Annotated in this window: 23 protein-coding genes and 3 pseudogenes; 16 read left to right on the forward strand and 10 right to left on the reverse strand. The window is 59.8% G+C overall.

What is annotated here, in order from left to right; translation table 11 throughout:
* The first annotated feature begins 28 nt into the window (after positions 1–28).
* The 7 genes from ATY80_RS00405 to ATY80_RS00435 all read left to right on the forward strand — a co-directional run bounded on the left by ATY80_RS00405 (position 29) and on the right by ATY80_RS00435 (position 7,626).
* Positions 29–925, forward strand: coding sequence for a helix-turn-helix domain-containing protein (locus tag ATY80_RS00405; protein ID WP_088690547.1), 897 nt, complete (start codon positions 29–31; stop codon positions 923–925).
* Positions 926–1,148: 223 nt separating this feature from the next.
* Positions 1,149–2,234 (forward strand): sugar ABC transporter substrate-binding protein, encoded by a 1,086-nt coding sequence (locus tag ATY80_RS00410; protein WP_088690548.1) that lies wholly within the window; start codon positions 1,149–1,151, stop codon positions 2,232–2,234.
* 85 nt (positions 2,235–2,319) lie between these two features.
* Entirely contained in the window at positions 2,320–3,141 is an 822-nt protein-coding gene (locus ATY80_RS00415; protein WP_088690549.1) for an ATP-binding cassette domain-containing protein, read from the forward strand.
* Complete coding sequence (locus tag ATY80_RS00420) at positions 3,138–4,397, forward strand: ABC transporter permease (protein ID WP_088690550.1); 1,260 nt, start codon at positions 3,138–3,140, stop codon at positions 4,395–4,397. The genes ATY80_RS00415 and ATY80_RS00420 overlap by 4 nt, the downstream gene beginning before the upstream one ends.
* Before the next feature lie 26 nt (positions 4,398–4,423).
* Positions 4,424–5,152, forward strand: coding sequence for an SDR family oxidoreductase (locus ATY80_RS00425; RefSeq protein ID WP_088690551.1), 729 nt, complete (start codon positions 4,424–4,426; stop codon positions 5,150–5,152).
* 2 nt (positions 5,153–5,154) lie between these two features.
* Positions 5,155–6,774 (forward strand): FGGY-family carbohydrate kinase, encoded by a 1,620-nt coding sequence (locus ATY80_RS00430; RefSeq protein ID WP_088690552.1) that lies wholly within the window; start codon positions 5,155–5,157, stop codon positions 6,772–6,774.
* Between the two features lie 363 nt (positions 6,775–7,137).
* Positions 7,138–7,626 (forward strand): Rrf2 family transcriptional regulator, encoded by a 489-nt coding sequence (locus ATY80_RS00435; protein WP_088690553.1) that lies wholly within the window; start codon positions 7,138–7,140, stop codon positions 7,624–7,626.
* On the opposite strand, the gene ATY80_RS00440 is transcribed toward ATY80_RS00435, so the two are convergent.
* From ATY80_RS00440 to ATY80_RS00455, 4 genes are all read right to left on the reverse strand, one after another.
* On the reverse strand, positions 7,609–8,619 hold the full coding sequence (locus tag ATY80_RS00440) for a mechanosensitive ion channel family protein (protein WP_088690554.1): 1,011 nt from the start codon (positions 8,617–8,619) through the stop codon (positions 7,609–7,611). The two genes, ATY80_RS00435 and ATY80_RS00440, sit on opposite strands and share 18 nt — an antisense overlap.
* A gap of 77 nt (positions 8,620–8,696) precedes the next feature.
* Positions 8,697–9,116, reverse strand: coding sequence for a cupin domain-containing protein (locus ATY80_RS00445; RefSeq protein ID WP_088690555.1), 420 nt, complete (start codon positions 9,114–9,116; stop codon positions 8,697–8,699).
* A gap of 61 nt (positions 9,117–9,177) precedes the next feature.
* Complete coding sequence (locus ATY80_RS00450) at positions 9,178–9,930, reverse strand: SDR family oxidoreductase (RefSeq protein WP_088690556.1); 753 nt, start codon at positions 9,928–9,930, stop codon at positions 9,178–9,180.
* Positions 9,931–9,989: 59 nt separating this feature from the next.
* Positions 9,990–10,469, reverse strand: a complete 480-nt coding sequence (locus ATY80_RS00455; RefSeq protein ID WP_088690557.1) for a carboxymuconolactone decarboxylase family protein — start codon at positions 10,467–10,469, stop codon at positions 9,990–9,992.
* Between the two features lie 127 nt (positions 10,470–10,596).
* On the opposite strand from ATY80_RS00455, the gene ATY80_RS00460 reads away from it, so the two are divergent.
* Positions 10,597–11,496 carry a LysR family transcriptional regulator gene (locus ATY80_RS00460; protein WP_088690558.1) on the forward strand — a complete coding sequence of 300 codons (900 nt, stop codon included), beginning with the start codon at positions 10,597–10,599 and terminating at the stop codon, positions 11,494–11,496.
* Positions 11,497–11,619: 123 nt separating this feature from the next.
* Here ATY80_RS00460 and ATY80_RS00465 read toward each other — a convergent pair.
* Positions 11,620–11,820, reverse strand: a pseudogene (locus ATY80_RS00465) (hypothetical protein); the annotation flags it as partial.
* Between the two features lie 213 nt (positions 11,821–12,033).
* On the reverse strand, positions 12,034–13,017 hold the full coding sequence (locus ATY80_RS00470) for a zinc-dependent alcohol dehydrogenase family protein (protein WP_088690560.1): 984 nt from the start codon (positions 13,015–13,017) through the stop codon (positions 12,034–12,036).
* 148 nt (positions 13,018–13,165) lie between these two features.
* Between ATY80_RS00470 and ATY80_RS00475 the strand changes: the two genes are divergently transcribed.
* The 3 genes from ATY80_RS00475 to ATY80_RS00485 all read left to right on the forward strand — a co-directional run bounded on the left by ATY80_RS00475 (position 13,166) and on the right by ATY80_RS00485 (position 15,555).
* Positions 13,166–13,477 carry a hypothetical protein gene (locus ATY80_RS00475; protein ID WP_088690561.1) on the forward strand — a complete coding sequence of 104 codons (312 nt, stop codon included), beginning with the start codon at positions 13,166–13,168 and terminating at the stop codon, positions 13,475–13,477.
* A gap of 350 nt (positions 13,478–13,827) precedes the next feature.
* The gene (locus ATY80_RS00480; RefSeq protein WP_088691432.1) at positions 13,828–14,661 is read left to right on the forward strand and encodes a universal stress protein; all 834 of its coding nucleotides are present in this window, start codon (positions 13,828–13,830) and stop codon (positions 14,659–14,661) included.
* Positions 14,662–14,742: 81 nt separating this feature from the next.
* The gene (locus ATY80_RS00485) at positions 14,743–15,555 is read left to right on the forward strand and encodes a universal stress protein (protein WP_088691433.1); all 813 of its coding nucleotides are present in this window, start codon (positions 14,743–14,745) and stop codon (positions 15,553–15,555) included.
* Here the strand turns inward: ATY80_RS00485 and ATY80_RS00490 are convergent.
* Positions 15,552–17,417, reverse strand: coding sequence for a heavy metal translocating P-type ATPase (locus ATY80_RS00490; protein WP_088690562.1), 1,866 nt, complete (start codon positions 17,415–17,417; stop codon positions 15,552–15,554). The two genes, ATY80_RS00485 and ATY80_RS00490, sit on opposite strands and share 4 nt — an antisense overlap.
* 302 nt (positions 17,418–17,719) lie before the next feature.
* On the opposite strand from ATY80_RS00490, the pseudogene ATY80_RS00495 reads away from it, so the two are divergent.
* The 4 genes and pseudogenes from ATY80_RS00495 to arsH form a co-directional block, all read left to right on the forward strand.
* A pseudogene (locus ATY80_RS00495) lies at positions 17,720–18,190 on the forward strand (MBL fold metallo-hydrolase); the annotation flags it as partial.
* A gap of 6 nt (positions 18,191–18,196) precedes the next feature.
* Positions 18,197–18,628: a YeeE/YedE thiosulfate transporter family protein gene (locus tag ATY80_RS00500; RefSeq protein ID WP_088690564.1), complete on the forward strand. Its 432-nt coding sequence runs from the start codon at positions 18,197–18,199 to the stop codon at positions 18,626–18,628.
* Complete coding sequence (locus tag ATY80_RS00505) at positions 18,625–19,080, forward strand: YeeE/YedE family protein (protein WP_088690565.1); 456 nt, start codon at positions 18,625–18,627, stop codon at positions 19,078–19,080. The genes ATY80_RS00500 and ATY80_RS00505 overlap by 4 nt, the downstream gene beginning before the upstream one ends.
* Positions 19,052–19,565, forward strand: a pseudogene (gene arsH / locus ATY80_RS00510) (arsenical resistance protein ArsH); the annotation flags it as partial. The gene ATY80_RS00505 and the pseudogene arsH, both read left to right, overlap by 29 nt.
* On the opposite strand, the gene arsK reads toward arsH, so the two are convergent.
* The gene (arsK, locus tag ATY80_RS00515; protein ID WP_088690566.1) at positions 19,566–20,777 is read right to left on the reverse strand and encodes an arsenite efflux MFS transporter ArsK; all 1,212 of its coding nucleotides are present in this window, start codon (positions 20,775–20,777) and stop codon (positions 19,566–19,568) included.
* Positions 20,770–21,132, reverse strand: a complete 363-nt coding sequence (locus ATY80_RS00520; protein ID WP_088690567.1) for a metalloregulator ArsR/SmtB family transcription factor — start codon at positions 21,130–21,132, stop codon at positions 20,770–20,772. The genes arsK and ATY80_RS00520 overlap by 8 nt, the downstream gene beginning before the upstream one ends.
* Positions 21,133–21,174: 42 nt before the next feature.
* On the opposite strand from ATY80_RS00520, the gene ATY80_RS00525 reads away from it, so the two are divergent.
* A complete protein-coding gene (locus tag ATY80_RS00525) occupies positions 21,175–21,687 on the forward strand; it encodes a DUF6428 family protein (RefSeq protein ID WP_088690568.1) in 513 nt (170 codons plus the stop codon).
* A gap of 204 nt (positions 21,688–21,891) precedes the next feature.
* Here the strand turns inward: ATY80_RS00525 and ATY80_RS00530 are convergent, their stop codons facing one another.
* On the reverse strand, positions 21,892–22,098 hold the full coding sequence (locus tag ATY80_RS00530; RefSeq protein WP_088690569.1) for a hypothetical protein: 207 nt from the start codon (positions 22,096–22,098) through the stop codon (positions 21,892–21,894).
* Positions 22,099–22,107: the final 9 nt, after the last annotated feature.

The following is a 22,107-nucleotide window of genomic DNA, read 5'->3' on the forward strand; positions in this document are numbered from 1 at the left end:
GCGCGTAAGACCTGGGAGGGTCGTCGTCATGAAAGATGCATCCGAGCCCGATCTGGAAGTCGTCCAGATACGTTCGGGCGAGTCCTTCAAGATGTGGTCGCACGGCTATCCCTATCATACGGTGCGGTGGCACTTTCACCCCGAGTATGAAATCCACCTCATCACCGAAACTTCCGGCTGCTATTTCGTGGGCGATTTCATCGGTGATTTCCAGCCGGGGAACTTTGTCATGACCGGGCCGAACCTGCCACACAATTGGGTGAGCGAGGTTCCAGATAACAGACGCATCGAGCAACGCTGTCTTGTCTTGCAGTTTTCCGAGCAATTCATCGATGGCCTGCTTGCCATCCTGCCGGAACTCAAAGGGTTTCGCTCGGTGTTGGCCGACAGCCGTCGCGGCGTCCTCTTTTCTGTTGAGACTGCCGCACTCGCAAGACCTATCATGCAGGAGATGATGGATGCGACCGGTGCGCACCGGATCGCGCTTTTCATGCAGCTCGTCGAACGTCTGACATCTGTGAACGATCGTGTCGCGCTGACGACGTCCGATTACCAGCCTGATCCGTCCGGTTACATGTCGATCGGCACCAACAAGGCATTGGCATTCATCCGCGAACGACTGACGGAGCCGTTTTGCGAAACCGACCTGGCAGCGATCGCCGGTCAGACGCCGAGTGCGTTCTCGAGGTCGTTCAGGAAACATACCGGCTTCTCGGTGGTTCAATATGTGAACCGCTTGCGCATCAATCTCGCCTGCCAGCTGTTGATGAGCAGCGAGGACATGCCAGTGATCGATATCTGCTACGCATCCGGGTTCAACAACCTTTCGAATTTCAACAGACACTTTCTTGCGCAAAAAGGGATGCCGCCCTCAAGGTTCAGAGCCTTGCGGGCAGAAAACGAAAAAGCGGTGGAGGCCGCCTAACCAGGGAGGACAGGGAGGAGAAAACACACATTGATGACGCCTTCGAACGGAGACCGTGGCGGCCTTCGGAGGGGAACGCTTGTCTTCAAATTCAGGTGCGCCAGCAGCACGACCGGCGATGGTCTTGGACCGGGTTCGGTGACGGCTTTGTGCGCGTTAACTCAGGCTCGCCACACATGAGACGGTAACCGCAACAATCGATCTCTTCAATGGAGAAACCGAAATGACGCAACTTTCAATGAAATTCGCAGGCCCTGCAATCCTGGCCCTTGGCCTTCTCAGCGCAAGCTGCGTTTTTGCACAGTCGGCCAAAGTGACGGATGCAACCGTCGCTTTCCTCATGCCTGACCAGAGCTCGACGCGTTACGAAGAGCATGACTTCCCAGGCTTCCAGGCCGAAATGGCAAAACTGTGCGCCGGCTGCAAGGTCATCTATCAGAACGCCAATGGGGACGCATCACGTCAACAGCAGCAATTCAACTCGGCGATTTCGCAGGGTGCCAAGGCAATCATTCTCGATCCCGTCGACTCGACTGCTGCGGCCTCGCTGGTCAAGATGGCCCAAAGCCAAGGTGTCAAGATCATCGCCTATGATCGCCCAATTCCGTCCGCAGCAGCCGACTATTATGTCTCCTTCAACAACGAGGAGATCGCCAAGATGATTGCCGCATCACTTGTCGAACATCTGAAGAAGAACAACGTCAAGCCAGGGGATGGTGGTTTGCTCGAGATCAACGGCTCGCCGACCGATGCGGCCGCTGGCCTGATCAAGAAGGGTATCCATGCCGGCATCGCGGAAGGAGGCTATCAGGTGCTGGCCGAATACGACACACCGGAATGGGCGCCGCCGAAAGCGCAGCAGTGGGCAAGTGGGCAGATCACGAGGTTCGGCAAGAAGATCATTGGTGTCGTGGCGGCCAATGACGGTACCGGTGGCGGTGCCATCGCAGCCTTCAAGGCTGCCGGCGTAGACCCGGTCCCGCCGGTGACGGGCAATGATGCGACCATTGCCGGCCTGCAGCTGATCATTGCTGGCGATCAGTACAACACGATTTCCAAGCCGAGCGAGATCGTTGCTGCCGCGGCTGCCAACGTCGCAATCCAGCTGCTTTCCGGCGAGACACCGAAAGCGGACACGAAGCTCTTCGACACCCCGACCCAGCTCTTCAAGCCGGCTCTGGTGACGGCGGACAATCTCAAGGCCGAGATTATCGACAAGAGTGTCAACGGCAAGCCGATCCAGACGCCTGAGCAGCTGTGCGGGGATCGCTACGCCGAAGGTTGCAAGAAGCTCGGCATCGGCAGCTAAGAACTCCTCCCGAGGGCCCTCCGGCGCGTGTCGTCGGGGGGCTCATTGCAAGTCGCAATAAGTCAATGCGGAAAGGCCTGCCTCGATGACGGACAAACAACAGGATGCGGCCCCAATCGGCGAGCTGGTGCTCAGCCTGCGTGGTGTCTCCAAGAATTTCGGCGCCGTATCGGCCCTGACGGATATCGATCTCGACGTCCATGCGGGCGAAGTCGTGGCCTTGGTCGGCGACAACGGCGCGGGCAAGTCGACGCTCGTCAAGATCCTTGCCGGCGTCCATCAGCCAACGTCGGGTACGATCATGTTCGCCGGAAAAACGGTCACCCTTGCTGATCCCAGTAGCGCCCTTAATCTCGGCATCGCGACGGTTTTTCAAGACCTTGCGCTTTGTGAAAATCTCGACGTGGTGGCCAACATCTTCCTCGGCCGGGAAACCAGTCCCTTGAAGCTCGACGAAGTATCGATGGAAGTACGCTCCTGGAAGCTCCTGAACGAGCTGTCGGCACGCATCCCCAGCGTCCGCATTGCGATTGCCTCGCTTTCCGGCGGTCAGCGTCAGACAGTGGCGATTGCGAGATCACTGTTGTTGGAGCCGAAGCTCATCATGCTTGACGAGCCGACGGCCGCCCTCGGCGTGGCGCAAACGGCGGAGGTCTTGAACCTTATCGAACGGGTCCGCGACCGCGGTCTCGGAGTAATCATGATAAGCCACAATATGGAAGACGTCCGGGCGGTGGCAGACCGCATCGTGGTGCTGCGTCTCGGCCGCAACAACGGAATATTTTATCCCGACGCGACCAACCAGGAACTGGTCAGCGCCATCACCGGGGCTGCCGACAACTCCGTTTCGCGAAGGGCAAGCCGACGCCAGGGGCCGCGCGCGATCACAGAGGAAAAGAACCCATGAGCGGTAACGCCAATCAGAATGCCCAATCAGCACCGTTGCTGGATAGAAACGATGTCCGCGTCAAGCACGAAACAGGTGCTACCGGCGCTATCCGGGCCTTTGCAGATCGGGTGAAATCAGGCGATCTCGGGTCCCTGCCAGTCGTCGTCGGTCTGGTTCTTATCTGGACGGTGTTTGCGTCGCTCAATCCGGTGTTCCTCTCGGCCAACAATCTCGTCAATCTGCTTTTCGATGCATCGACTGTGGGCGTCATTTCGCTTGGCATCGTCTGCATCCTGATGGTTGGTGAGATCGACCTGTCCGTCGGCTCGATCAGCGGCTTTGCTTCGGCGCTGGTCGGGATGCTGTGGGTCAATGAAGGGTGGCCGGTGGCGCTGGCGATCGTCGCTGCACTTGTCGCCGGTGGGACCATCGGCGCACTCTATGCGCTGCTCTTTAACCGCCTGGGGATGCCAAGTTTCGTTTCGACACTGGCTGGCCTTCTCGCGGTCCTCGGCATGCAACTCTACCTGCTCGGCGCGACCGGTTCGATCAACCTGCCATACGGTTCGGCGCTCGTGAACTTCGGGCAGCTGCTCGTCATGCCGGATCCGGTTTCCTATGGTCTTGCTGCCATTCCCGGGATCGTGCTGTTCGTGACCGGTTACCGGACTGTCTTGCGCCGCCGAAAGGCCAACCTGTCCTCGCAGTCGCTTGGCGGTCTCATTTTCCGCGCGATTTTAATTACCGCGGTGCTGGAGGCGATCGTCTTTTATCTCAACCAGGACCGCGGCATTCCATGGATGTTTGGTCTATTTGTCGGCCTGGTCGTTGCGATGAGCTATGCGTTGACCCGCACCAAATGGGGCCGCTCGATGACAGCGATCGGTGGCAATCGCGAGGCCGCGCGCCGGGCCGGCATCAATGTTCGCATGATCTATACAAGCGCCTTCATGCTCTGCTCGGTGCTGGCTGCCTTGGGCGGCGTATTGTCTGCCGCGCGCCTTGCATCGGCAAGCCAGCAGGCTGGAACAGGCGATGTCAACCTTAATGCCATCGCAGCTGCCGTCATTGGCGGAACCAGCCTTTTCGGTGGTCGCGGCAGCGCCTATTCGGCACTGCTCGGCATCATCGTCATTCAATCGATCGCCAACGGCCTGACGCTGCTCGATCTATCCTCGTCGCTTCGCTACATGATCACCGGGGCCGTTCTTGCCATCGCCGTCATCGTTGATTCCCTCGCACGCCGTTCTCGCGTGTCCCACGGGCGCGCCTAAAACCCAGGCAAAAGGTTAGGAATGCTATGAAACAGGAACTTGCTGGAAAGGTCGCTGCAATCACTGGTGCGGCCTCGGGAATTGGCCTTGAATGCGCAAGAGCATTGATCAGTGAAGGCGCCGAGGTCGCCCTCATCGACCGGGCAGCAGATTCATTGACGCGGATCTGTGCGGAACTGGGACCCCAGGCATTCCCGCTGGTTGTCGACCTCACCAACACTGAAAGTGTTGCGACGATGATGCCGCAGATCCTCAAAACGTTCGGCAAGCTCGACATCTTTCACGCCAATGCGGGCGCCTATATCGGCGGAGACGTGGTCGAGGGAGATCCCGATGCGTGGGACCGCATGCTGAACCTCAATGTCAATGCTGCCTTCCGTTCGGTTCACGCCGTGTTGCCGCATATGGTCGAGCGTCAGAGCGGCGACATCATCATGACGAGTTCGATTGCCGGTCTGGTTCCGGTCGCCTGGGAGCCGATCTACACTGCCTCCAAATTCGCGGTACAGGCATTTGTGCACACGGTTCGCCGACAGGTAATGAAACATGGCATTCGCGTGGGCGCTGTTGCGCCGGGGCCGGTCGTGACTGCCCTGATCAGCGACTGGCCGAAGGCAAAGCTTGAAGAGACAATCGCTGCGGGAGGCCTCATGGAGGCGAGTGAAGTGGCAGAGGCCGTGATATTCATGTTGTCGCGGCCACGTAATGTGACAATCCGCGACCTCGTCATTCTGCCACACAGCACGGATCTCTAATCATGGCACGCCACTTTCTCGGAATAGACGTCGGCACCGGCAGCGCGAGGACCGGAGTGTTCAGCGAGACCGGTGATTTGCTGTCATCGGCGAAGCACCCGATCGCGATCTGGCATGAGGCCGGCGGCGTCGTCGAGCAGTCCAGTGAGGATATTTGGCAGGCAGTATCGCGAAGCGTTCGCCAGGCAGTCAAGGATGCGGGCATTGATCCAGCCTCCATCGCCGGAATCGGCTGTACCGCTACCTGCTCGCTGGTTGCCGTCTTGGAGGACGCACGTCCGGTCAGTGTCAGCACGTCTGGAAACGCCAGCAGGAACGTCATTGTCTGGATGGACCACAGGGCCGTTGCGGAAGCCGACGAGATCAATGCCGGCGGGCACGGCGTGCTCAACTATGTCGGCGGCCGCATCTCGCCGGAAATGCAAACGCCGAAGCTCCTGTGGCTGAAGCGGCACCTTCCGGAGCAATACCATGCAGCGACCCACTTCTTCGACCTGTCCGACTTTTTGACCTGGCGTGCGACCGGCAGTCTTTCGCGATCGGTCTGCACGGTGACATGCAAATGGACCTATCTGGCACATCAGGGGCGCTGGGACGTTGACTATTTTCGCTCCATTGGCCTTGAGGATCTGGTTGCCGGTGGTTTGAAGCGGATTGGGACCGATATTGTCATCCCGGGCGCGGCACTTGGCACGGGTCTTAGCAGCCAGGCGGCAGCCGATTTCGGTCTGCTGGTTGGCACACCGGTTGGCGCAGCCCTCATTGATGCTCACGCCGGCGGCATCGGGACCCTTGGCGCGGTCGAAGACGGAGCGTCCGACGCAATCTCCATCGGCCGCCGCCTGGCCTATATCTTCGGCACGTCGGCATGCTCGATGGCGACCACAGAGCAACCGACCTTTGTCGACGGCGTCTGGGGTCCGTATTTTTCAGCGATGGTGCCCGGCCTATGGCTGAACGAGGGTGGACAGTCGGCGGCAGGAGCCGCAATCGACCACCTGGTCACCATGCATCCGGCAGCCGCTGAAATTAAGGCGCGCGCCAATGCCGAGGGTCTTTCGCTCGTTGGCTATCTGGAGCGGGCAGCCGCTCGCGCTGGTGATAATGCTGCCGATCTGGCCGGGAGCATTATCGTCGTGCCCGAATTCCTCGGCAACCGCGCGCCTTTTGCCGATCCAGATGCGCGCGCATTGATCGCGGGGCTAACGCTTGATGACGACGAGACATCGCTGGTTGCGCTTTATGTCGCTGGCCTTGCCGGGCTCGGCTACGGGTTGCGACAACTGCTTGACGCTTTGGCCGACAAGGCGATCGATGTCGACCTGATCATGGCAAGTGGCGGTGCGGCAAACAGCCCCCTCGTTTTGCAGATGATCGCCGATACGACGTCGACCGCGGTTGCCAGCGTAACTAGCCCCGAGCCGGTGCTCCTTGGGGCTGCCATGCTCGGAGCGGTCGCTGCTGGCTTTTACCCCGACATCGCAAAAGCGATGACCGTTATGTCGCAGATTGAAAAAGTTTATTGCCCTGCATTAGGTGCTGCGCGCGAAAGACACGATCGGCACTATCAGGCCTTCCAGCTGCTTCAGCAGACCGGCCGAAAGCTACGCGACGTGATCTGACAAAGGCAATGCCCAGCTTTCCGCTGGGATTGCCAGATATTGATCGCAAGCTGACCGGCTTTTAGAGGTCTGATGACTGATCGGCCACCAAAAAACCGTCGTCGAGATCAGCCATAGCTTTAAGGGCGAGCGCGGGTCTTTCGAACTGGCGAGATCGATTGGCGAAATGCTGGCCGAACTCGGGCTATGAGTATGGCGGAAGGCCAGGCAAACCACCGGATCCAGCCTCGGGTCCTCAATCTTGTGAAAAGCTGGGGATTTTCTCGACATAGCCGCCGCGTTGGCTTCCGTTTACATGATGGGGAAATAGGGATACCTTATGTCCTTAATAGATGCGATTCAGCATCGATCCGGACTGAATTGATGATCCTGAAAAGCCAAGTCGAATGGGCGCTACATTGTTGTGCCATACTCGCCGGTCTGCCCGCAGGCCGTTATCTGTCCACCAAGGCGCTGGCCGAGTTCCACGGACTTCCAAAGGAGTATCTTTCAAAGGCCTTGCAGAGCCTTTCGCAAGCCGGTCTTGTTCATACGACGCTCGGCCCGGCAGGCGGCTATCGATTGGCAAAGGCGCCTGCCGAATTGACATTCTTGGATATCGTCGAGGCGGTCGAAGGCAAGGCGCGGACCTTTGTCTGCAACAATATCAGGGGCAACAATCCTTGCCGGCCGAAAGGCTACTGCGAAAACGATCCATGCGCGGTGGCGCGCATCATGTGGGAAGCCGACGAAGCGTGGCGCGACAAGCTGCGCAGTGTCAGGCTGTCCGACCTGATCGAGGCGCTGTCCAGGGATGTCCCGGCGGAGCTTTGGAAGAGCAGTTTCGAATGGGTCCTAGAGCGCGCCGGATGAACGCAGCTTGACTTTGTCTGTTTCAGGCAGCGCGTAGAGGTAGCTCTGCGGCGGCATAGCAAGGGAAAGGCCGCTTTTCCGGCAGTGGGTGTGGACAAGATTGATGACGTCGTTCCTTGCTTGCGTCCTGTTTGCTGCATTGGTCACGCGAAATTGCAATTCGATCTCGATGGCGATGGCATCGATCCCTTGCATGGCGACGATCGGTGATGGGTCCTGGACGATCAGCGTGCTGCCTCGCAAGGCGGTCCGCATCGCCTCTTCGACCTGCTGTGGGCGATGGCTTGCGTCGATCCGGACCGGCAGTGTGATCTGGTGCGTTTCATCGGGGCGGCTGAGATTCGTGATCCCGACCTTGGCCAGAACGCTATTGGGCAGAACGACGACGTTGTGCGCTCCGGTGAGCAAAAACGTGGAGCGCCAGTTGTTCTCGATGACACGTCCCTCGGTTCCGTCGCTCAACACGAGCCAATCGCCGATGGCGAAGGGCCGACCCAATGTCAGTGCGATGCCCGAAAATACGTCGCCGAGCGTATTTTGCAGCGCAAGGCCGAAGATGATGGCGACGACGCCGGAGGTTGCGACCAATGTGCCTATCGGCGCTTTGAAGACGAAACCCAGGATGGACAGGGCCACTCCGAGATAGACAACGGCAACGATCAGATCCTGCAGCAAACGCGCCTCGCGCGGCCTTCGCTCCAGAACAATGTAGATGCGAACGAAGCCGATCAGGGTCCATGCCAGATGTGTCCACCACAGCACTCGCGCTGAGATCGACAGAACGTCCATGAAGCCCGAAAAGGATGTCTCGTCTGCGCGATGGGGCAGGATGCCTGCAAGGATTAGGACGGCGGTCATGCTTGAGAAAAACAGGATCTGAACGATCAGGCGAGCAGTCGGGCGATTGCGACCCTGGAGATGCCATACGATTATCCCGGCAACACCCAGAAGATTGATCAACGCAAGCGGCAACGAGAGTTGGTCATTCGACATGGCGGGATCCAGCGCGATGTTGCGACTATGTGCGGTAGGCGGGACCCTGTGCGTCAGCACCCGGCCCCGCCGCTCACTTACTTCTTCAGAGGAAAAGTCAGTTCCTTTTGATTGGTGTCAACGACGAAGACCGCGAGCAGCTTTGCGGGCTTTGTCTTGCTGCCGTTTGCGCTGACACCATGACGGTCGCCGGGCATCTCCGAAAAGCTCTCTCCGGCTTTGTAGGTTTTCTCCGGCCCGTCATTGACCTGGCTGCGGATGGAGCCCTCGAGGACCGTTGCATAGATGAAGGCGGAGTTCGGATGGGTGTGGCCCTCAGAAGAGCCCCCTGGACCATACTCGACCAGGACGCCCTTAATGCTCTTGCCAGGAACGTTTGGCAATTCATGCTCGTAAACGAGCGTTACCTTGGCGGCCTTGCCGCCGGCGTCGGCAGCCAGGGCTGGGGTAAACGACATCGCCACAAGGGCAGCTGCGACAAAAATCGACTTCATCATATCAGGATTCCTTTCATGAGTTGGGCGCTTAGCCCAGGAGCTGGGGCCACCGGGCAGCCTGTCATTTGCGTGCGGATACCGTGAACCATTGCTCGAACGTGATCCGCCCCAGGCGCGGGTTGTTGTCCGAGACCAGCGAACCATCCTTTAGCCGAACGCCGAAATAGCGCGCGTCGGGATCCGTTTCGACCTTGCGGGCATCACCCGTCGCCTCGAGGTAGCGGGCAACGAGTTCATTGAGCCGGAAGCGCTCGGGGCCAGCAATTTCGATCGTTGCATTGACCGGGTCAGCAAGGCTCACATCTGCCATGACGTCAGCGACATCATCGGAGGCAATCGGCTGCACATAGGCCGGTGACAAATGAACTTCGTCGCCGACGGTGCCGGATTGCGCAATGGCCGCCACAAACTCCATGAACTGGGTGGAATGGACGATCGTGTAGGGAACGCCGGAGGCCTTGACGAGCTTTTCCTGGGCGAGCTTGCCGCGAAAGTAGCCGCTTTCGAGCAGTCGCTCGGTGCCGACGACCGAAAGCGCTATATGGTGTTTGACACCAGCAGCTTTTTCAGCAGCAAAAAGATTGCGGCCTGAGGTCTCGAAGAATTCCAGCACTGCCTTGTCTTCGAAGGAGGGCGAGTTGGCGAGATCGACGACAACCGAAGCACCGTTAAGTGCCGCAGCCAGCCCCTCCCCCGTGATCGTGTTGACGCCGGTGTTCGGAGAGGCTGCAATCACCTCATGTCCTTGCTTGCGCAAGCGGTCGACTGTCTTGGAGCCGATAAGACCGGTCCCGCCGATAATGACGATCTTCATAGGACTTCTCCCTTCAGGGCGGCCAGGGGTCGCGGTGTTGATGGCTTGAGGTCGTAGGCTTAGTTGAGACCCGCTTTGTCGAGGCCGTAGAGCTTGTCTGCAGAACCCGGGACTGCTCTAAAGGCGATGCTGGCGCGGTTCCAGGCATTGATCACCATGATCGAAAAGGTCAGATCGGAGACTTCTTTTTCTGAGAGCTGGCCGCGTACGCGCTCGTAGAGTTCGTCGGGAATTCCGCCTTCGGAAAGCTTCGTGACTGCCTCGGTCCACGCAAGGGCTGCCCGCTCGCGCGGTACAAAGAGGTTCGATTCACGCCAGATCGCGACATGATAGAGCCGCAGTTCGCTTTCCCCATGGATCTTGGCTTCCTTGACATGCATGTCAAGGCAGAAGCCGCAGCCATTGATCTGTGACGCACGGATATTCACGAGGTCACGGATCTTCTGTTCGATGACGCTGTCCTTCAGGCCCATGCTCAGCTCTGACAGCTTCTTGAAGAACTCGGGTGATTGCTGTGCGTAGTTGATGCGCTGCGTCATCTCTTTCTCCTTATTGCGGATATTTGATATCCTTATGGATACAAGATATCCGTAATATCTGGACAGTAAAGTCCTTTCGGCCTAAGGTGACGACATAAGGCCTATGTCGAAATGTATGGGGGACAGCATGGACATCGTATCCGCGCTCAGAGCCTTTCTGCGAGTGGCAGAGACAGGCTCGTTTTCTGCAGCGGCGATCGACCTCGATCTCACCCAGCCAGCCGTCTCCAGGCAGGTTTCGGCACTTGAAGACCACCTCAACACGCGCCTGCTACATCGTACCACGAATGCACTTGCCCTGACCGTGGAAGGCGAACATATGATCGCCATGGCGCTGCGGGTGGTAGAGGCAGTGGACGCGCTTGCCGAAGCTTCCTGCGGCGAGACAGCCATGGGATCCGGGCGGGTGCGGCTTGCTCTTCCGGCACCTCTGGGCCTCTATCTCAGCGATCGTCTTGCGGGACTGCTTGAGCACCATTCGAGACTGTCGATCGAACTGATCTTTCGCGAGGAGCCGTCCGATCTGATTGGCGAGGGCATCGATCTCGAAGTGCGGCTCGGTCCAGTGTCAGACAGTAGCTTGATGTGCCGGCGGATTGGCTGGACAACGGCTTTCCTCGTCGCAGCGCCCCGCTATCTGGAACAACATGGTGGCCCCAAGACGCCGGATGAAATCACCAGTCATGAATGCGTCTGCTATAGCCGCGCCGGAGATGGCCGGACATGGTCGTTTTCCAATGGCTCCGATGAGATTTCCGTGCGCATCGCACCGCGCCTGATCGCCAACAATGCAGTGGCGGTCCACCGCGCGGTCCTTTCCGGCGTCGGTCTTGCGGTGCTCTCGCATCTCCTTGCCTGCGCCGACATCGAGGCTGGCAGGCTCGTCAAGCTGATGCCGGAATTCCCCCCCGCGCGCCTGCCGATCAATGTCGTTTACCCCTCGCGCAAGAACCTGCCATTGCGGGTTCGCACGGTCCTCGATTTCCTGGCCGAGACGGTCAGGGACGACCCGTTGATGGCGTCCTAGAGCAAGACTCACCTGGGCGCCTCGGTTGAGGCCTCAAGACCAGATCGAAGAGTGTTCTTAACATCCTCTCCTGCGCCTTTCGTCGTCCCGGACCTATGGCGGCACCGATAATCGTCTATGACTTTACCGCTCCCGGAAGGCCTGCATCTCCTCGAGCGCGACCTTGGAGTCCTTGTTTGCATCGACGCGGTCGAAGATCCGCCTATGGATGGTCGTTACTTCCTCGAAAGACAGCGCACAATCTCCATCGGTATCGGCGATAGCGAACATGATCTTCATCATCTGTCCTCGCATGCCGTCCCCCATCATTCCCGGCTTCATCATATCCGACCCCATCGTCGGCGCCCACATCGACCCTGCTCAAATGGCAACTGGATTCTGGCGGGCGATCCGATCACCGACACAAAGCAGTCAGAGATGGCGCAAGCTCGCTATCCGTGTCGGGTAGAGATGTGACCCATCAGGCGCGAACCTGAACATACCCGGGTCCACGCGATCTGCTGCTGGCTCGCGGGGCAGCCCTCAAGGCACGAGTGATCACGGCACCAGGACGGCTGCCCCATTGATCCGGCCTGCGCGCAAGTCGGCCAAGGCGTCGTTGGCACGCTGCAATGGATACGCGGTGGTGACTGTTCGAATGCTCGCCTGCTCCACGAATTGGAAGAATTCCCGAGCATCCTCGCGTGTCAGATTGGCGACCGATACGATGCGGCGCTCTCCCCACAGGAGTCGATAGGGCATCTTGGGTATATCGCTCATGTGGATGCCCCCGCAAACGACGGTGCCACCTTTGCGGACTGCGGCCAGAGCTTTGGGGACAAGCTCTCCTGCCGGTGCAAAGATGATGGCCGCATCCAGTTGCACAGGGGGAGGTTCGTCTGAAAATCCGGCCCAGCTGGCACCCAATTCCCGTGCGAAATCTTTTGCCGCTTCATCCCCCGGACGGACAAATGCATAAACATCCTGCTTTCGCCACCCGCATACCTGCGCGAGAATGTGCGCCGCTGCGCCAAAGCCATAAAGACCGATCGTCTTTCCCTCTCCCGCCGCCTTTAGCGAGCGCCACCCAATTAGACCGGCGCAAAGAAGAGGCGCGGCTGCGACCGGGTCCAAATCCTGTGGCAAAGTGAAGGCATAATTGGCGTCCGCCACGACGTGCGTGGCAAATCCACCGTCGAGCGTATATCCAGTGAAGCCGGGAGCGTCGCAAAGGTTCTCGCTTCCGGCCAGACAAAACGAGCAGCACCCGCACGTGTGGCCAAGCCATGGCACGCCCACCCTCCAGCCTTTAAGACTTTTGGAGACGCCGGGGCCGACGGCAACCACGCGACCGACGACCTCGTGTCCGAGTACCAGAGGCAGCTTTGGATTTGGAAGCTCGCCATCGAACACGTGAAGGTCCGTGCGGCAGACGCCGCAGGCTTCCACCTCTATCAAGACACGCCCCGCGAAAGGGCACGGGTCAGGGCTCTCCACAAGACGCAGTGGGGCGCCAACCCTTTCCAGGACCATCGCCTTCATGCCCACCTCCAGACACCCGGATCGCCCGATCAATCCGCAAGACAAAGCCTGCCGCCTTGACCTAGATCAACAACCTTGACCACCTCGTCGGATAAGCTCAGCTCGGTTCCCACGCCATGATGGCCGCAATAACGAGGAGGGTAGCAGGATGAGCCATATAGTCACCAGCGCCAAGGACAAGAACGGATCGCCGTTCGCAACATGCGCATTCTTTCCTCCCGCCGGCAGGAACGAAAGCGACGTTCTTCTCGAACGCGTGGATAACGACCATTGGGTCGTCACGATGATGTCGCCGCGGGCTCTCGACTGGGCAACAAGAGAGCTCTGCTGTCCGCTTCGTTCCTGCTTCGCCGGAAGCATGCGGCTCGACATCATGAGCGCCGACCGGCTGTTAAAGCAGGCTCGCGCCCAGGGGTTCAGGACGGAGTTCGCCGGTCTTGGCGGGATGGACGTCTTTTAGCGCCTGACCGCGCTCGGGCATGCTCGGTACTTCACCAAGAGCTGCGGCAGGTTCGGCCGTCCGAGTTCGTGCATCCCATGCCCACCCGGGGTCGGCGCTTGCTGATCGCCCTCGTCGGACAGTCTGCACACATCCGCAACCATTCGAGATAGTGCACTGCCTCGCTGCAGGATACGATAGTCCTTCACGCGATGCTGCTTGCTGCCTCAAGCCGCGGGTTCTAGCGCCTGTTTGGGAACGCCGTGCGGGCACTGATCAATTCGAATGATCGGGTCCGACTTTGACGAACATCAAAGAGACCTTTCATGAACGCGGATACGATCGCAGCCATCACCAAGGAGGGCAGTGCGATGAGCATCAAAACGGTCATGTGCGTCTTTGACGTCGAGCGCTGGGACCAGGACGTCAAGTCGGCAATAGAGTTTTGCCAAACAAAGGGCGCCCATATGACCGCGCTCGTGATCTGTATGGGGGCGGTTCCAGCCATCGCCACCTACGAAGCGATTTCCACCACCTGGCTCGAAGGCCAACAAAGGGAAATCGACCGCCTTGCCGAGGCGACGAAGGCAGTACAAGAGATCCTGGAAAGGACGGAGCTCTCCTTCGACGTCCAGGAGATCTATACCGAGTTCGCATGGGCCGAGGAAGACATCGCTCAGCATGCGCTCTACGCCGATATCGTCCTTGTAGGAGCGCAAGCCGCTGGCAACGAGGATCTTCAGCGACGTATCGTCGATGGCGCGCTGTTCCAATCTCCGACGCCGATCCTGATCAACCCGCAAACGCAGACCGTCAGCCCGTTTCCAAAATCTATCCTGCTCGCCTGGGATTCGAGTGACGAGGCAGCGCGGGCCACCCGACAGTCGATAGAATTCCTGAAGGGCTGCGATTGCGTGCATGTCACGATTGTGGACCCTGTCGCCAGAAGTTGGGAGAACGGCGAAGAGCCCGGATCCGACATCGCCATGTTCCTCACCCGGCACGGCGTGAAGGTCGAGGTCGATCGGGTGGCCAGCGGCGGACGCCGCGTCGACGAAACATTGCGTCAGCATGCGACGGACGTGGCAGCCGACATGGTCGTCATGGGTGCCTACAACCACCCGCGCATACAGCAACGCCTGTTCGGGGGCGTCACTCGTTCGATGCTGAAGGACAGCCAGGTTCCGCTCTTCCTGTCGCGGTAAATGCATTCTTCCAGCGGCACCGCCGTTCGGCTTGACCGTTGGAAGCACGACCGTGTCGCGTTTGTGCCTTCGAAGGACGTCATGAAGCCACAGTTCCATCTGCCATTGACCACGCATCCGGAAGCAAGTTCGTTCGCGATAATCGAGAACGCGATCCAGTTTTCGTTGCATCAGGGTGCCGATCTTGTGGCCAACCTCTATGCCGCGCGGCGCCATGATCACGAAGCGGGCGAGACCTATTCAGACGACGACGCGTTTCAGGCGGAGCGCTTTGACCGGGACATCGCCGCCCAGCTTGTAAGACATTTGCGCGAGCGCGCCGAACGGGTCTGTCTTGATGTAAGGCTTGTCGCGGCCGACGCCGAGGCGATGTCGGCCACACTCAGACCAGCGGAGCTTGCGCGCGCCTACGATGTTACAATCCTGGAAAACACCGAGCTTGCGAGGCCGCTCATCGAGGGTCTCTTCTTTGACAGTGGCCGCCCCTTGCTCCTGCTGCCGTCTGGGGACTTCTACGGTCGCATCGACAAGATCGCAATCGCATGGGACGGGAGTGCAACGGCCGCTCGCGCCGCGTCGAACGCATATCCGATGATCCAATCGGCTGCGAAAGCGACGGTGATATGTGCACGTGATGCGGCACCGCGCAGCGACAATCTGCTTGATCGCTACGTAGAGGCGCTGAAGCATTCGGGGCTAGAAGTTGCGTTGGCGGCTGTGCACAGCGACGGGGAAGACGTTACGAGCGTCATCCAGGACGCCGCCATCGAGGACCATGCAGATCTTCTTGTCGCTGGTGCCTATGGGCACGCCAAACTCCGGGAAACCCTTTTTGGCGGAGTGACACGCGGTCTACTCGACAATCTCCGAATTCCGATCCTGCTATCCCACTAGGTGAGAGCTCGAAGCGCGTTCAAGACGACAGCGACATCGATCGCCTCCTGTATCAGAGCGCCTTGAACCGGAGGCAAATGCCCTGCTGCGGCGAACACCATCGCGACGGCAGAAAGGCCAATGCCAACTGCCACGCTCTGGAGTGCTATCAGCTTTGAGCGACGGGCGACTTCCAACGCGGCCACGACACCGTTCAATCCGCTTTGCAAAAGTACGACATCCGCGGCCTCAGCGGCCGCGGCCAAATTGCCGCGGGCGATCGCCAGCCCGACATTTGCCGCTGCAAGTGCCGGGGCGTCATTGACACCGTCGCCCACCATCATCACGCTTCCGAGCTCCTTCGTCCTTCCAACTATTTCGACCTTGTCTGCAGCACTGAGATCTGCCTCGACGGCGTCCATTCCAAGACGGTCCGCGATGACCTTTGCGACCTCGAGCCGATCGCCACTTGCGAGCGAAATATGCTTTATGCCCAGCTTGCGCAGATCGTCGATCGCATGAGCCGCATCCCCTCTCAGTGGGTCTTCGAAACATATTGTCCCAAAAACCTGTTCATCCACGCAGACAAGCGTACTGGCGCAGGCGTCGGCGGCCGACATTTGCACTTCTATGCCCTTTGACCTGACGAAGGCCGGCCCTCCGACGAGAACACGACGCCCTTCGATCATCGCCTCGACACCCTCTCCCGCCACCTCGGCCGCCTGCTCTGGCCTGCTGAGCGAAAGGTGCCGACCTTGCGCTTCCTTGACGATCGCCCGGCCCAAGGGGTGAGCCGATGCCAGCTCTGCCGATGCGGCCAGCCGCAACAGTGCGTCCGGTTCGTCCGTGCCGAGAACGGCAGAAACCGTCGGCTGCCCGATCGTCAAGGTTCCCGTTTTGTCGAACACGATTATGTCGATCGTCGACAGGGCCTCGAGCACACCCGCGCCCTTGATCAGAATTCCTTTGCGGGCCGCCTTCGATATTCCCGCTACCAGCGCCACAGGAACGGCCAGGATGAGGGGACAGGGCGTCGCCACGACCAGGACCGCCAGGAACCTGACGCTGTCTCCCGACAAAGCTGCCGCAGCAGCCGCGACGAGGAGGGTGAGCCCTAAAAACCAAAGCCCCATCCGGTCCGCGAGCCTGTAAATTGGCGCCTTGGATTGCTTGGCCTGCTCGACCAGCCGCAGAACATGCGCATAAGTGCTGTCCTTGGCGGTCTTCGAGGCGATCAGATCGAATGCGTCGCCGGCGTTGGATGCGCCACTAGAGACGACCTTTCCCTGGAAAAAGCGGACGGGCAGCGGCTCTCCCGTCAGTGCGGACTGGTCGAGAACGGCTGTGCGTCCATCCACGGTCCCGTCAACGGGCACGACATCGCCACGCCGAACGAGGAGGCGGTCACCGGGCGCGATCGCATCGATCGGCACCTCTGTGAACTCACCATCGTTGATCCTAAGCGCGCTGCGGGGCACTCGGGAAAGAAGGTCAGTCATACCACCTTCAGCGCGCCGATGCGCGTAGAATTCGAGAAAATGGCCACCGGCATACATGACCGAAACGATGGCGCCAGCGAGGTATTGGCCGAACCACAGTGCTGTGGCCATGGCCAGGGCAGCGATCAGATCAAGTCCAAACTCTCGACGTCGAAGCTTCGAAACGATTTCAAACAGCAGGCTGCAGAGAACGATGACATTGCTTGAAACAAGGAGACTGTTTGCGACAAAGCGAACGTCCAGCTGTTTAAGGATAAGGCCGCTCGTCAAGAATGCGAGAGCAGCGCAAAAGAGCACAAGCGGCCAATAGCGCTCGACAAGGAACTTCGCCCGGACTGTGGACGCAGCCCCCTTGTAGGTCGGCGCCGCTTCCAGTGATTGCATGCCGCTCCTCCTTCCTTGAAAGCAGCGCTGGTCGAAAACGTCGCATAAGCCAAGTCGTCGTCATTGATCTATGACAATGAACAGGGATGTCATCGGCGGGACAAATAGCGTTCGATTTCCCCGTATCGGGAGGACACCATGCAACACGACTATGTCGTCGGCCAATTGCGGCGAGATAACGAGCTTGCGGCTTTCGCCCTTGTCTGCAGCGTGGCGCCGACCTCGACGAAAAGGACTGGGCGGCCATGTTCGACGTCAGCCGGAACTGGCGTTGCATCAGCGCTACTGATCTGGCCGGGCGTGGTCAGCTGGCGATCGGGCGTGAGATCGTTCGCGTCCAGGCGGACTTCGGCAAGATCTTCAATGCCGGCACGGAATTTCAGAAGGACGGCAGCCAGTTCGACCAGCTTTTCCAAGACGGCGACCGCTTCAAGCTCGGCAAGCTGGATGCAACGGTTCTTCACGTTCCGGGCCATACACACGCCCTCCTGGCCTACGTCATCGGCGACGCCGTCTTTCCCGGCGACACGCTCTTCATGTCCGATTACGGCACGGCGCGCTGCGACTTTCTGGGTGGTGACGCGCGCACACCCTATCGGTATGAGGGGGTCAGCGAAGATGCGTTCGTCAAGATGCGCAACGATCGCGACGCCACTCTGGCGATGCCAAGGCTTATCCTCCCCTCGGTGCAGGTGAACATGCGCGCGGGCAAGCTGCCGCCCGCCGAGGTCAATGGCATTCACTACCTGAAGATCCCCATCAACGCACTGTAGGTACACATGGCTCACCTGAACTACATTTGGCCGCTTGCCGGCGGATTTCTGATCGGCCTATCAGCAGCACTTTATCTGCTACTCGACGGCCGCATCGCAGGCATCTCCGGCCTGACTGCCTCCGCCTTCGGATGGGCGGGTGCAGGCGTCAGTCTTCTGGGCATCGGCTTCATTGGCGGGATCGCAGGTGGCGCAGCAATCGCGTTCAGCTATGTCAGGCACGCCGAGTTGACGATCATATCGCAGCCGATGCTTCTGATTGCCGGCGGCTTGCTCGTCGGCTTCGGCACACAACTGGGCTCGGGCTGCACCAGCGGTCACGGCGTCTGTGGCCTGGCGAGATTGTCGCCGCGTTCGCTCGTTGCCACGGCGACTTTCATGGCTGTCGCTGCAGCCACTGTCTACGTGACGCGTCATCTGCTCGGAGGCCTATCATGACCAACCGTTTCCTTGCTTCGATCCTCTGCGGATTTCTCTTCGGCGTTGGGCTGGTCGTTTCGGACATGGTCAACCCGGCTCGGGTGCTCGCTTTCCTCGACGTCGCTGGCGACTGGGATCCATCTCTCGCCTTCGTAATGGGCGGCGCCTTGATCCCGTCGTCGGCAGCCTATGTGATCAAGCAATATCGCTCACGCCCTGTCTTCGATACGGAATTTCATGTTCCGACCAGCCGCTCCATCGACGCCAGGCTCGTCTTCGGCGCGGTTCTCTTCGGCCTCGGGTGGGGCTTTGTCGGCCTTTGCCCCGGCCCTGCAATCGCATCACTCGTCACTGGCCGTTGGGAAACCGTTCTGTTCACTGTGGCCATGATTTTAGGCATTTTTACCTACCGCATCGCAAAGTCCAGGCAAAGAGCGCCGCTTCGATCCCAAGGGTCTCCCCCTGCCTGACGAAGCCCCTGTCAGCCATCCCAAGGTGCAGGAACTCCGGGAGCTTTCCGAATGGTCCGAGGGACAGGTGGGTCAGCCCCGAGCGGCATGGCGCAATGACCGGGGTCATGAAGTCCCAGATCGACTGGATTCCGCTGGCCGTCGGTTCGGTGAGGCCTACGCAGGGAAAGACGCTCGCGGTGATGCAGGTGTCCGGCGGTTCGCAGTCCTTCAACGCCGTCGGCCAGCTCCGGATCCTCGGTCGCTGGATGCGGATGATCACAATCCCGAACCAGAGCAGCGTTGCCAAGGCCTTTCAGGAGTTCGATGCCGATGGACGCATGAAGCCATCTTCCTTCTACGACCGCGTCGTCGACGTGTGCGAGGAGCTGGTGAAATTCACGCTGCTGACGCGGGATGCCTCTTCCTACCTCACTGACCGATACAGCGAACGCAAGGAAGACGCCACCAAGCTCGAACAGCGTGTGAAGCTGAGCTCGATCTGATCAGCCGACGGTGACGGGATTTTGCCTCGTCGCCATCGACACGCTGACGAACGCGGCCATGCCGACCATTCCGAGGGCCGCCGTGCCGAACAGGGACAGGCCAATGCCGAATTGCTCCATCGCCATGGCGAAGACGAAAGGCGCGGCCGCTCCCATGGCAAGCCGCGCAGCCGCCATCTTGCCCGTGATCGCGCCGTAGCCGTCGCTCCCGAACAGAAAGAGCGGCAGGCTGCCCTGTGCGATCGAGTTGATCCCGGATCCCAGGCCGAGGCAGATCGCGAACGCGACAGCGCCAGGCAGCCAGCTTCCGCTCAGGCCGAGGATCACGATGCCAGCCACCATGAGCGCCGCCGAGATGACCGCAAGCACAGGCGGCGACAAGCGCGTGCCGAAGAGCATGTTGATCAGGCGGCTCAGAACCTGCGCCGGTCCGAACAGCGACCCGATGACCACCGCCGCTGTCCCGAGACCAAGATTCCCGAGCATCGGAACCATGTGCGCGAGGATGGACGTTAGGGTGAACCCGAGGATGGCGAAGGCGCCCGACACGACGATCATCGCGCCGCGCCGCGCTTCCGGCGGGATCGCACCAATCACCCGTTCACGCTCGCGGGTTGTTCCGCTGCCGTTTGCAGCCTTTCCCTTCCGCATCATCCAGAAATGCAGGGGCATGCAGACGAGCAGATTAAGGGCGGCGAACGCCAGGTAGATTTCCCGCCACGACAGGTATTCCATCAGCGCGGAGGATATCGGCCAGAAGATAGTGGAGGCGAAGCCGCCGACGAGCGTCAGGTAGGTGATGCTCCGGGATGCCGTCTTGGGATCGCTCTCGACGAGCGCCGCGAATGCGGCCTGGTATTGAACCATCCCCGAGGATATCTCCATCAGGACGATCGCGAGCGCGAAGACCGCCACCGATGGCGACCATGCACAAAGCGCGAGCGTTATTGCGGAGAGGACCGAACCAACGGTCAGGACGGTCGCCGCCCCTGCCCTGTCCATCTGTCCGCCGATCACCGGAGCCGAGAGGCCGCCGACAAAGAGCGAGACCGAGAAGACACCAAAGACTTGCTCGAGCGTGATGCCGAGATCCTTCGCCATGCCAGGCGCGAGGATGGAGAACGAGTAGTAGAGCGTTCCGTAGCCGATGATCTGTGTCAGGCCGAGCGCGGAGATCGTTGCGAGCGAAATCGCGTTCCTTGCATCACGCATGCGGGTTCGCGTCCAGTGTCTCGGTGGAGCAGCAGTCACCCTTGCTCTCGGGTGTCCCAAGGACTCGTGGATGTCCCATGCAGCAGTCATGCATGAGGAACGTCACCAGACCGGAGAGCGCATGATAGTTGGCGCTGTAGAGGATCGAGCGTGACTCACGTCGCTGCGCGATCAGTCCTGCGCGTTCGAGCTCCTTGAGATGGAAGGAGATGTTGGACGGCGAGACGTTCATCTTCTCAGCGATAGCTCCGGCAGCCATCCCCTCCGGGCCTGCGACGACCAAGGTGCGCACCACCGCTAGCCGGGTTTCCTGCGACAGTGCCGCGAATGACATGAGGGCTTGACGTTCATCCATATTTCAATACTCATTGAATCATCGAAACAAGGAGTAGCGCACATGGACGCGATCGACAAGACCCTCTCGACCGATATCACGCTCGGCCATCTTCTCGACATCCTGACGACCGCGCCTGACGCCTCCCTGATCTTTCACTACGATGGCCGCCCGGTGAAGGCGGGCTATCACGTGACCGAGGTGAAGGCCGGACAGTTTTCGGCTCTGGACTGCGGGGCCAATCCTGAATCGTGGTCGGAAATCTTCGTGCAGCTCTGGGACATCGACGAGGGTGGGCGGACGCACATGCCCGCAGGAAAGTTCTCGGCCATCATCCGGAAGGTCAGCGACCACGTGCAGCTTGAGCCGTCCGCGAAGCTCACCTTTGAAGTGAGCGATGGGGAGAGGCCCATGGCCCTCTATTGCGCCGGATCCCCGCAACTGCAGGACGGATCGTTCCAGGTGGCGCTGAACGCCCGGCCATCGAGCTGCAAGCCTCGTGACCGCTGGCTTGCTGAGGAGAAGGCGAAGAGCTCTTGCTGTGCGCCATCCTCGAGCAGCAGTTGCTGTTCCTGACCTAGTTTCAAGACAACAAAAAAGGCCGGGGCGAAATCGCACCGACCTTCCTGATCATCGTCCTATCACCAGTGCCAGTACATCCGTGGTCAAAAGCTATGGACGATGCGGCATCGCGAGCGGCGAAATCGTCTCAGCGCTCATCAGCAATGCCGATGGGACGGTTCTATCTGACGAATGTGTCCGCAACATGTCGGCAGAAGCCTATGCGCCAGGCCAGTCGTTCGCCGGCTCTTCGATGGCGGCGGAATCATCCGCCGGATCGGGATCCTGCTCGTAGGCCACCTTCATCTCCTCAAGCTCCCGCTGCATGATTTCGATGACATCGGGGGCCTTTCCTCCCTTCACGACGAAGCGATCGACCAGTTGTTCGAGCAGAAGCCGGATTTCACCGGAGACATCCTCTGACACGGTTTGCCC

The sequence above is a fragment of the Rhizobium sp. R711 genome (genome assembly GCF_002211365.1).
In the GTDB taxonomy this organism is placed as follows: Bacteria; Pseudomonadota; Alphaproteobacteria; order Rhizobiales; family Rhizobiaceae; genus Rhizobium.

Coding starts and splice junctions, on each gene's coding strand:
- ATY80_RS00500 (WP_088690564.1), top strand. CDS start 18,197: ATGGCTCACCTGAACTACATTTGGCCGCTTGCCGGCGGATTTCTGATC.
- ATY80_RS00440 (WP_088690554.1), bottom strand. CDS start 8,619: ATGTCGAATGACCAACTCTCGTTGCCGCTTGCGTTGATCAATCTTCTG.
- ATY80_RS00505 (WP_088690565.1), top strand. CDS start 18,625: ATGACCAACCGTTTCCTTGCTTCGATCCTCTGCGGATTTCTCTTCGGC.
- ATY80_RS00470 (WP_088690560.1), bottom strand. CDS start 13,017: ATGAAGGCGATGGTCCTGGAAAGGGTTGGCGCCCCACTGCGTCTTGTG.
- ATY80_RS00455 (WP_088690557.1), bottom strand. CDS start 10,469: ATGACGCAGCGCATCAACTACGCACAGCAATCACCCGAGTTCTTCAAG.
- ATY80_RS00405 (WP_088690547.1), top strand. CDS start 29: ATGAAAGATGCATCCGAGCCCGATCTGGAAGTCGTCCAGATACGTTCG.
- ATY80_RS00430 (WP_088690552.1), top strand. CDS start 5,155: ATGGCACGCCACTTTCTCGGAATAGACGTCGGCACCGGCAGCGCGAGG.
- ATY80_RS00490 (WP_088690562.1), bottom strand. CDS start 17,417: ATGCAATCACTGGAAGCGGCGCCGACCTACAAGGGGGCTGCGTCCACA.
- ATY80_RS00410 (WP_088690548.1), top strand. CDS start 1,149: ATGACGCAACTTTCAATGAAATTCGCAGGCCCTGCAATCCTGGCCCTT.
- ATY80_RS00435 (WP_088690553.1), top strand. CDS start 7,138: ATGATCCTGAAAAGCCAAGTCGAATGGGCGCTACATTGTTGTGCCATA.
- ATY80_RS00475 (WP_088690561.1), top strand. CDS start 13,166: ATGAGCCATATAGTCACCAGCGCCAAGGACAAGAACGGATCGCCGTTC.
- ATY80_RS00425 (WP_088690551.1), top strand. CDS start 4,424: ATGAAACAGGAACTTGCTGGAAAGGTCGCTGCAATCACTGGTGCGGCC.
- ATY80_RS00460 (WP_088690558.1), top strand. CDS start 10,597: ATGGACATCGTATCCGCGCTCAGAGCCTTTCTGCGAGTGGCAGAGACA.
- ATY80_RS00450 (WP_088690556.1), bottom strand. CDS start 9,930: ATGAAGATCGTCATTATCGGCGGGACCGGTCTTATCGGCTCCAAGACA.
- ATY80_RS00485 (WP_088691433.1), top strand. CDS start 14,743: ATGAAGCCACAGTTCCATCTGCCATTGACCACGCATCCGGAAGCAAGT.
- ATY80_RS00525 (WP_088690568.1), top strand. CDS start 21,175: ATGGACGCGATCGACAAGACCCTCTCGACCGATATCACGCTCGGCCAT.
- ATY80_RS00445 (WP_088690555.1), bottom strand. CDS start 9,116: ATGATGAAGTCGATTTTTGTCGCAGCTGCCCTTGTGGCGATGTCGTTT.
- arsK (WP_088690566.1), bottom strand. CDS start 20,777: ATGCGTGATGCAAGGAACGCGATTTCGCTCGCAACGATCTCCGCGCTC.
- ATY80_RS00520 (WP_088690567.1), bottom strand. CDS start 21,132: ATGGATGAACGTCAAGCCCTCATGTCATTCGCGGCACTGTCGCAGGAA.
- ATY80_RS00420 (WP_088690550.1), top strand. CDS start 3,138: ATGAGCGGTAACGCCAATCAGAATGCCCAATCAGCACCGTTGCTGGAT.
- ATY80_RS00415 (WP_088690549.1), top strand. CDS start 2,320: ATGACGGACAAACAACAGGATGCGGCCCCAATCGGCGAGCTGGTGCTC.
- ATY80_RS00480 (WP_088691432.1), top strand. CDS start 13,828: ATGAGCATCAAAACGGTCATGTGCGTCTTTGACGTCGAGCGCTGGGAC.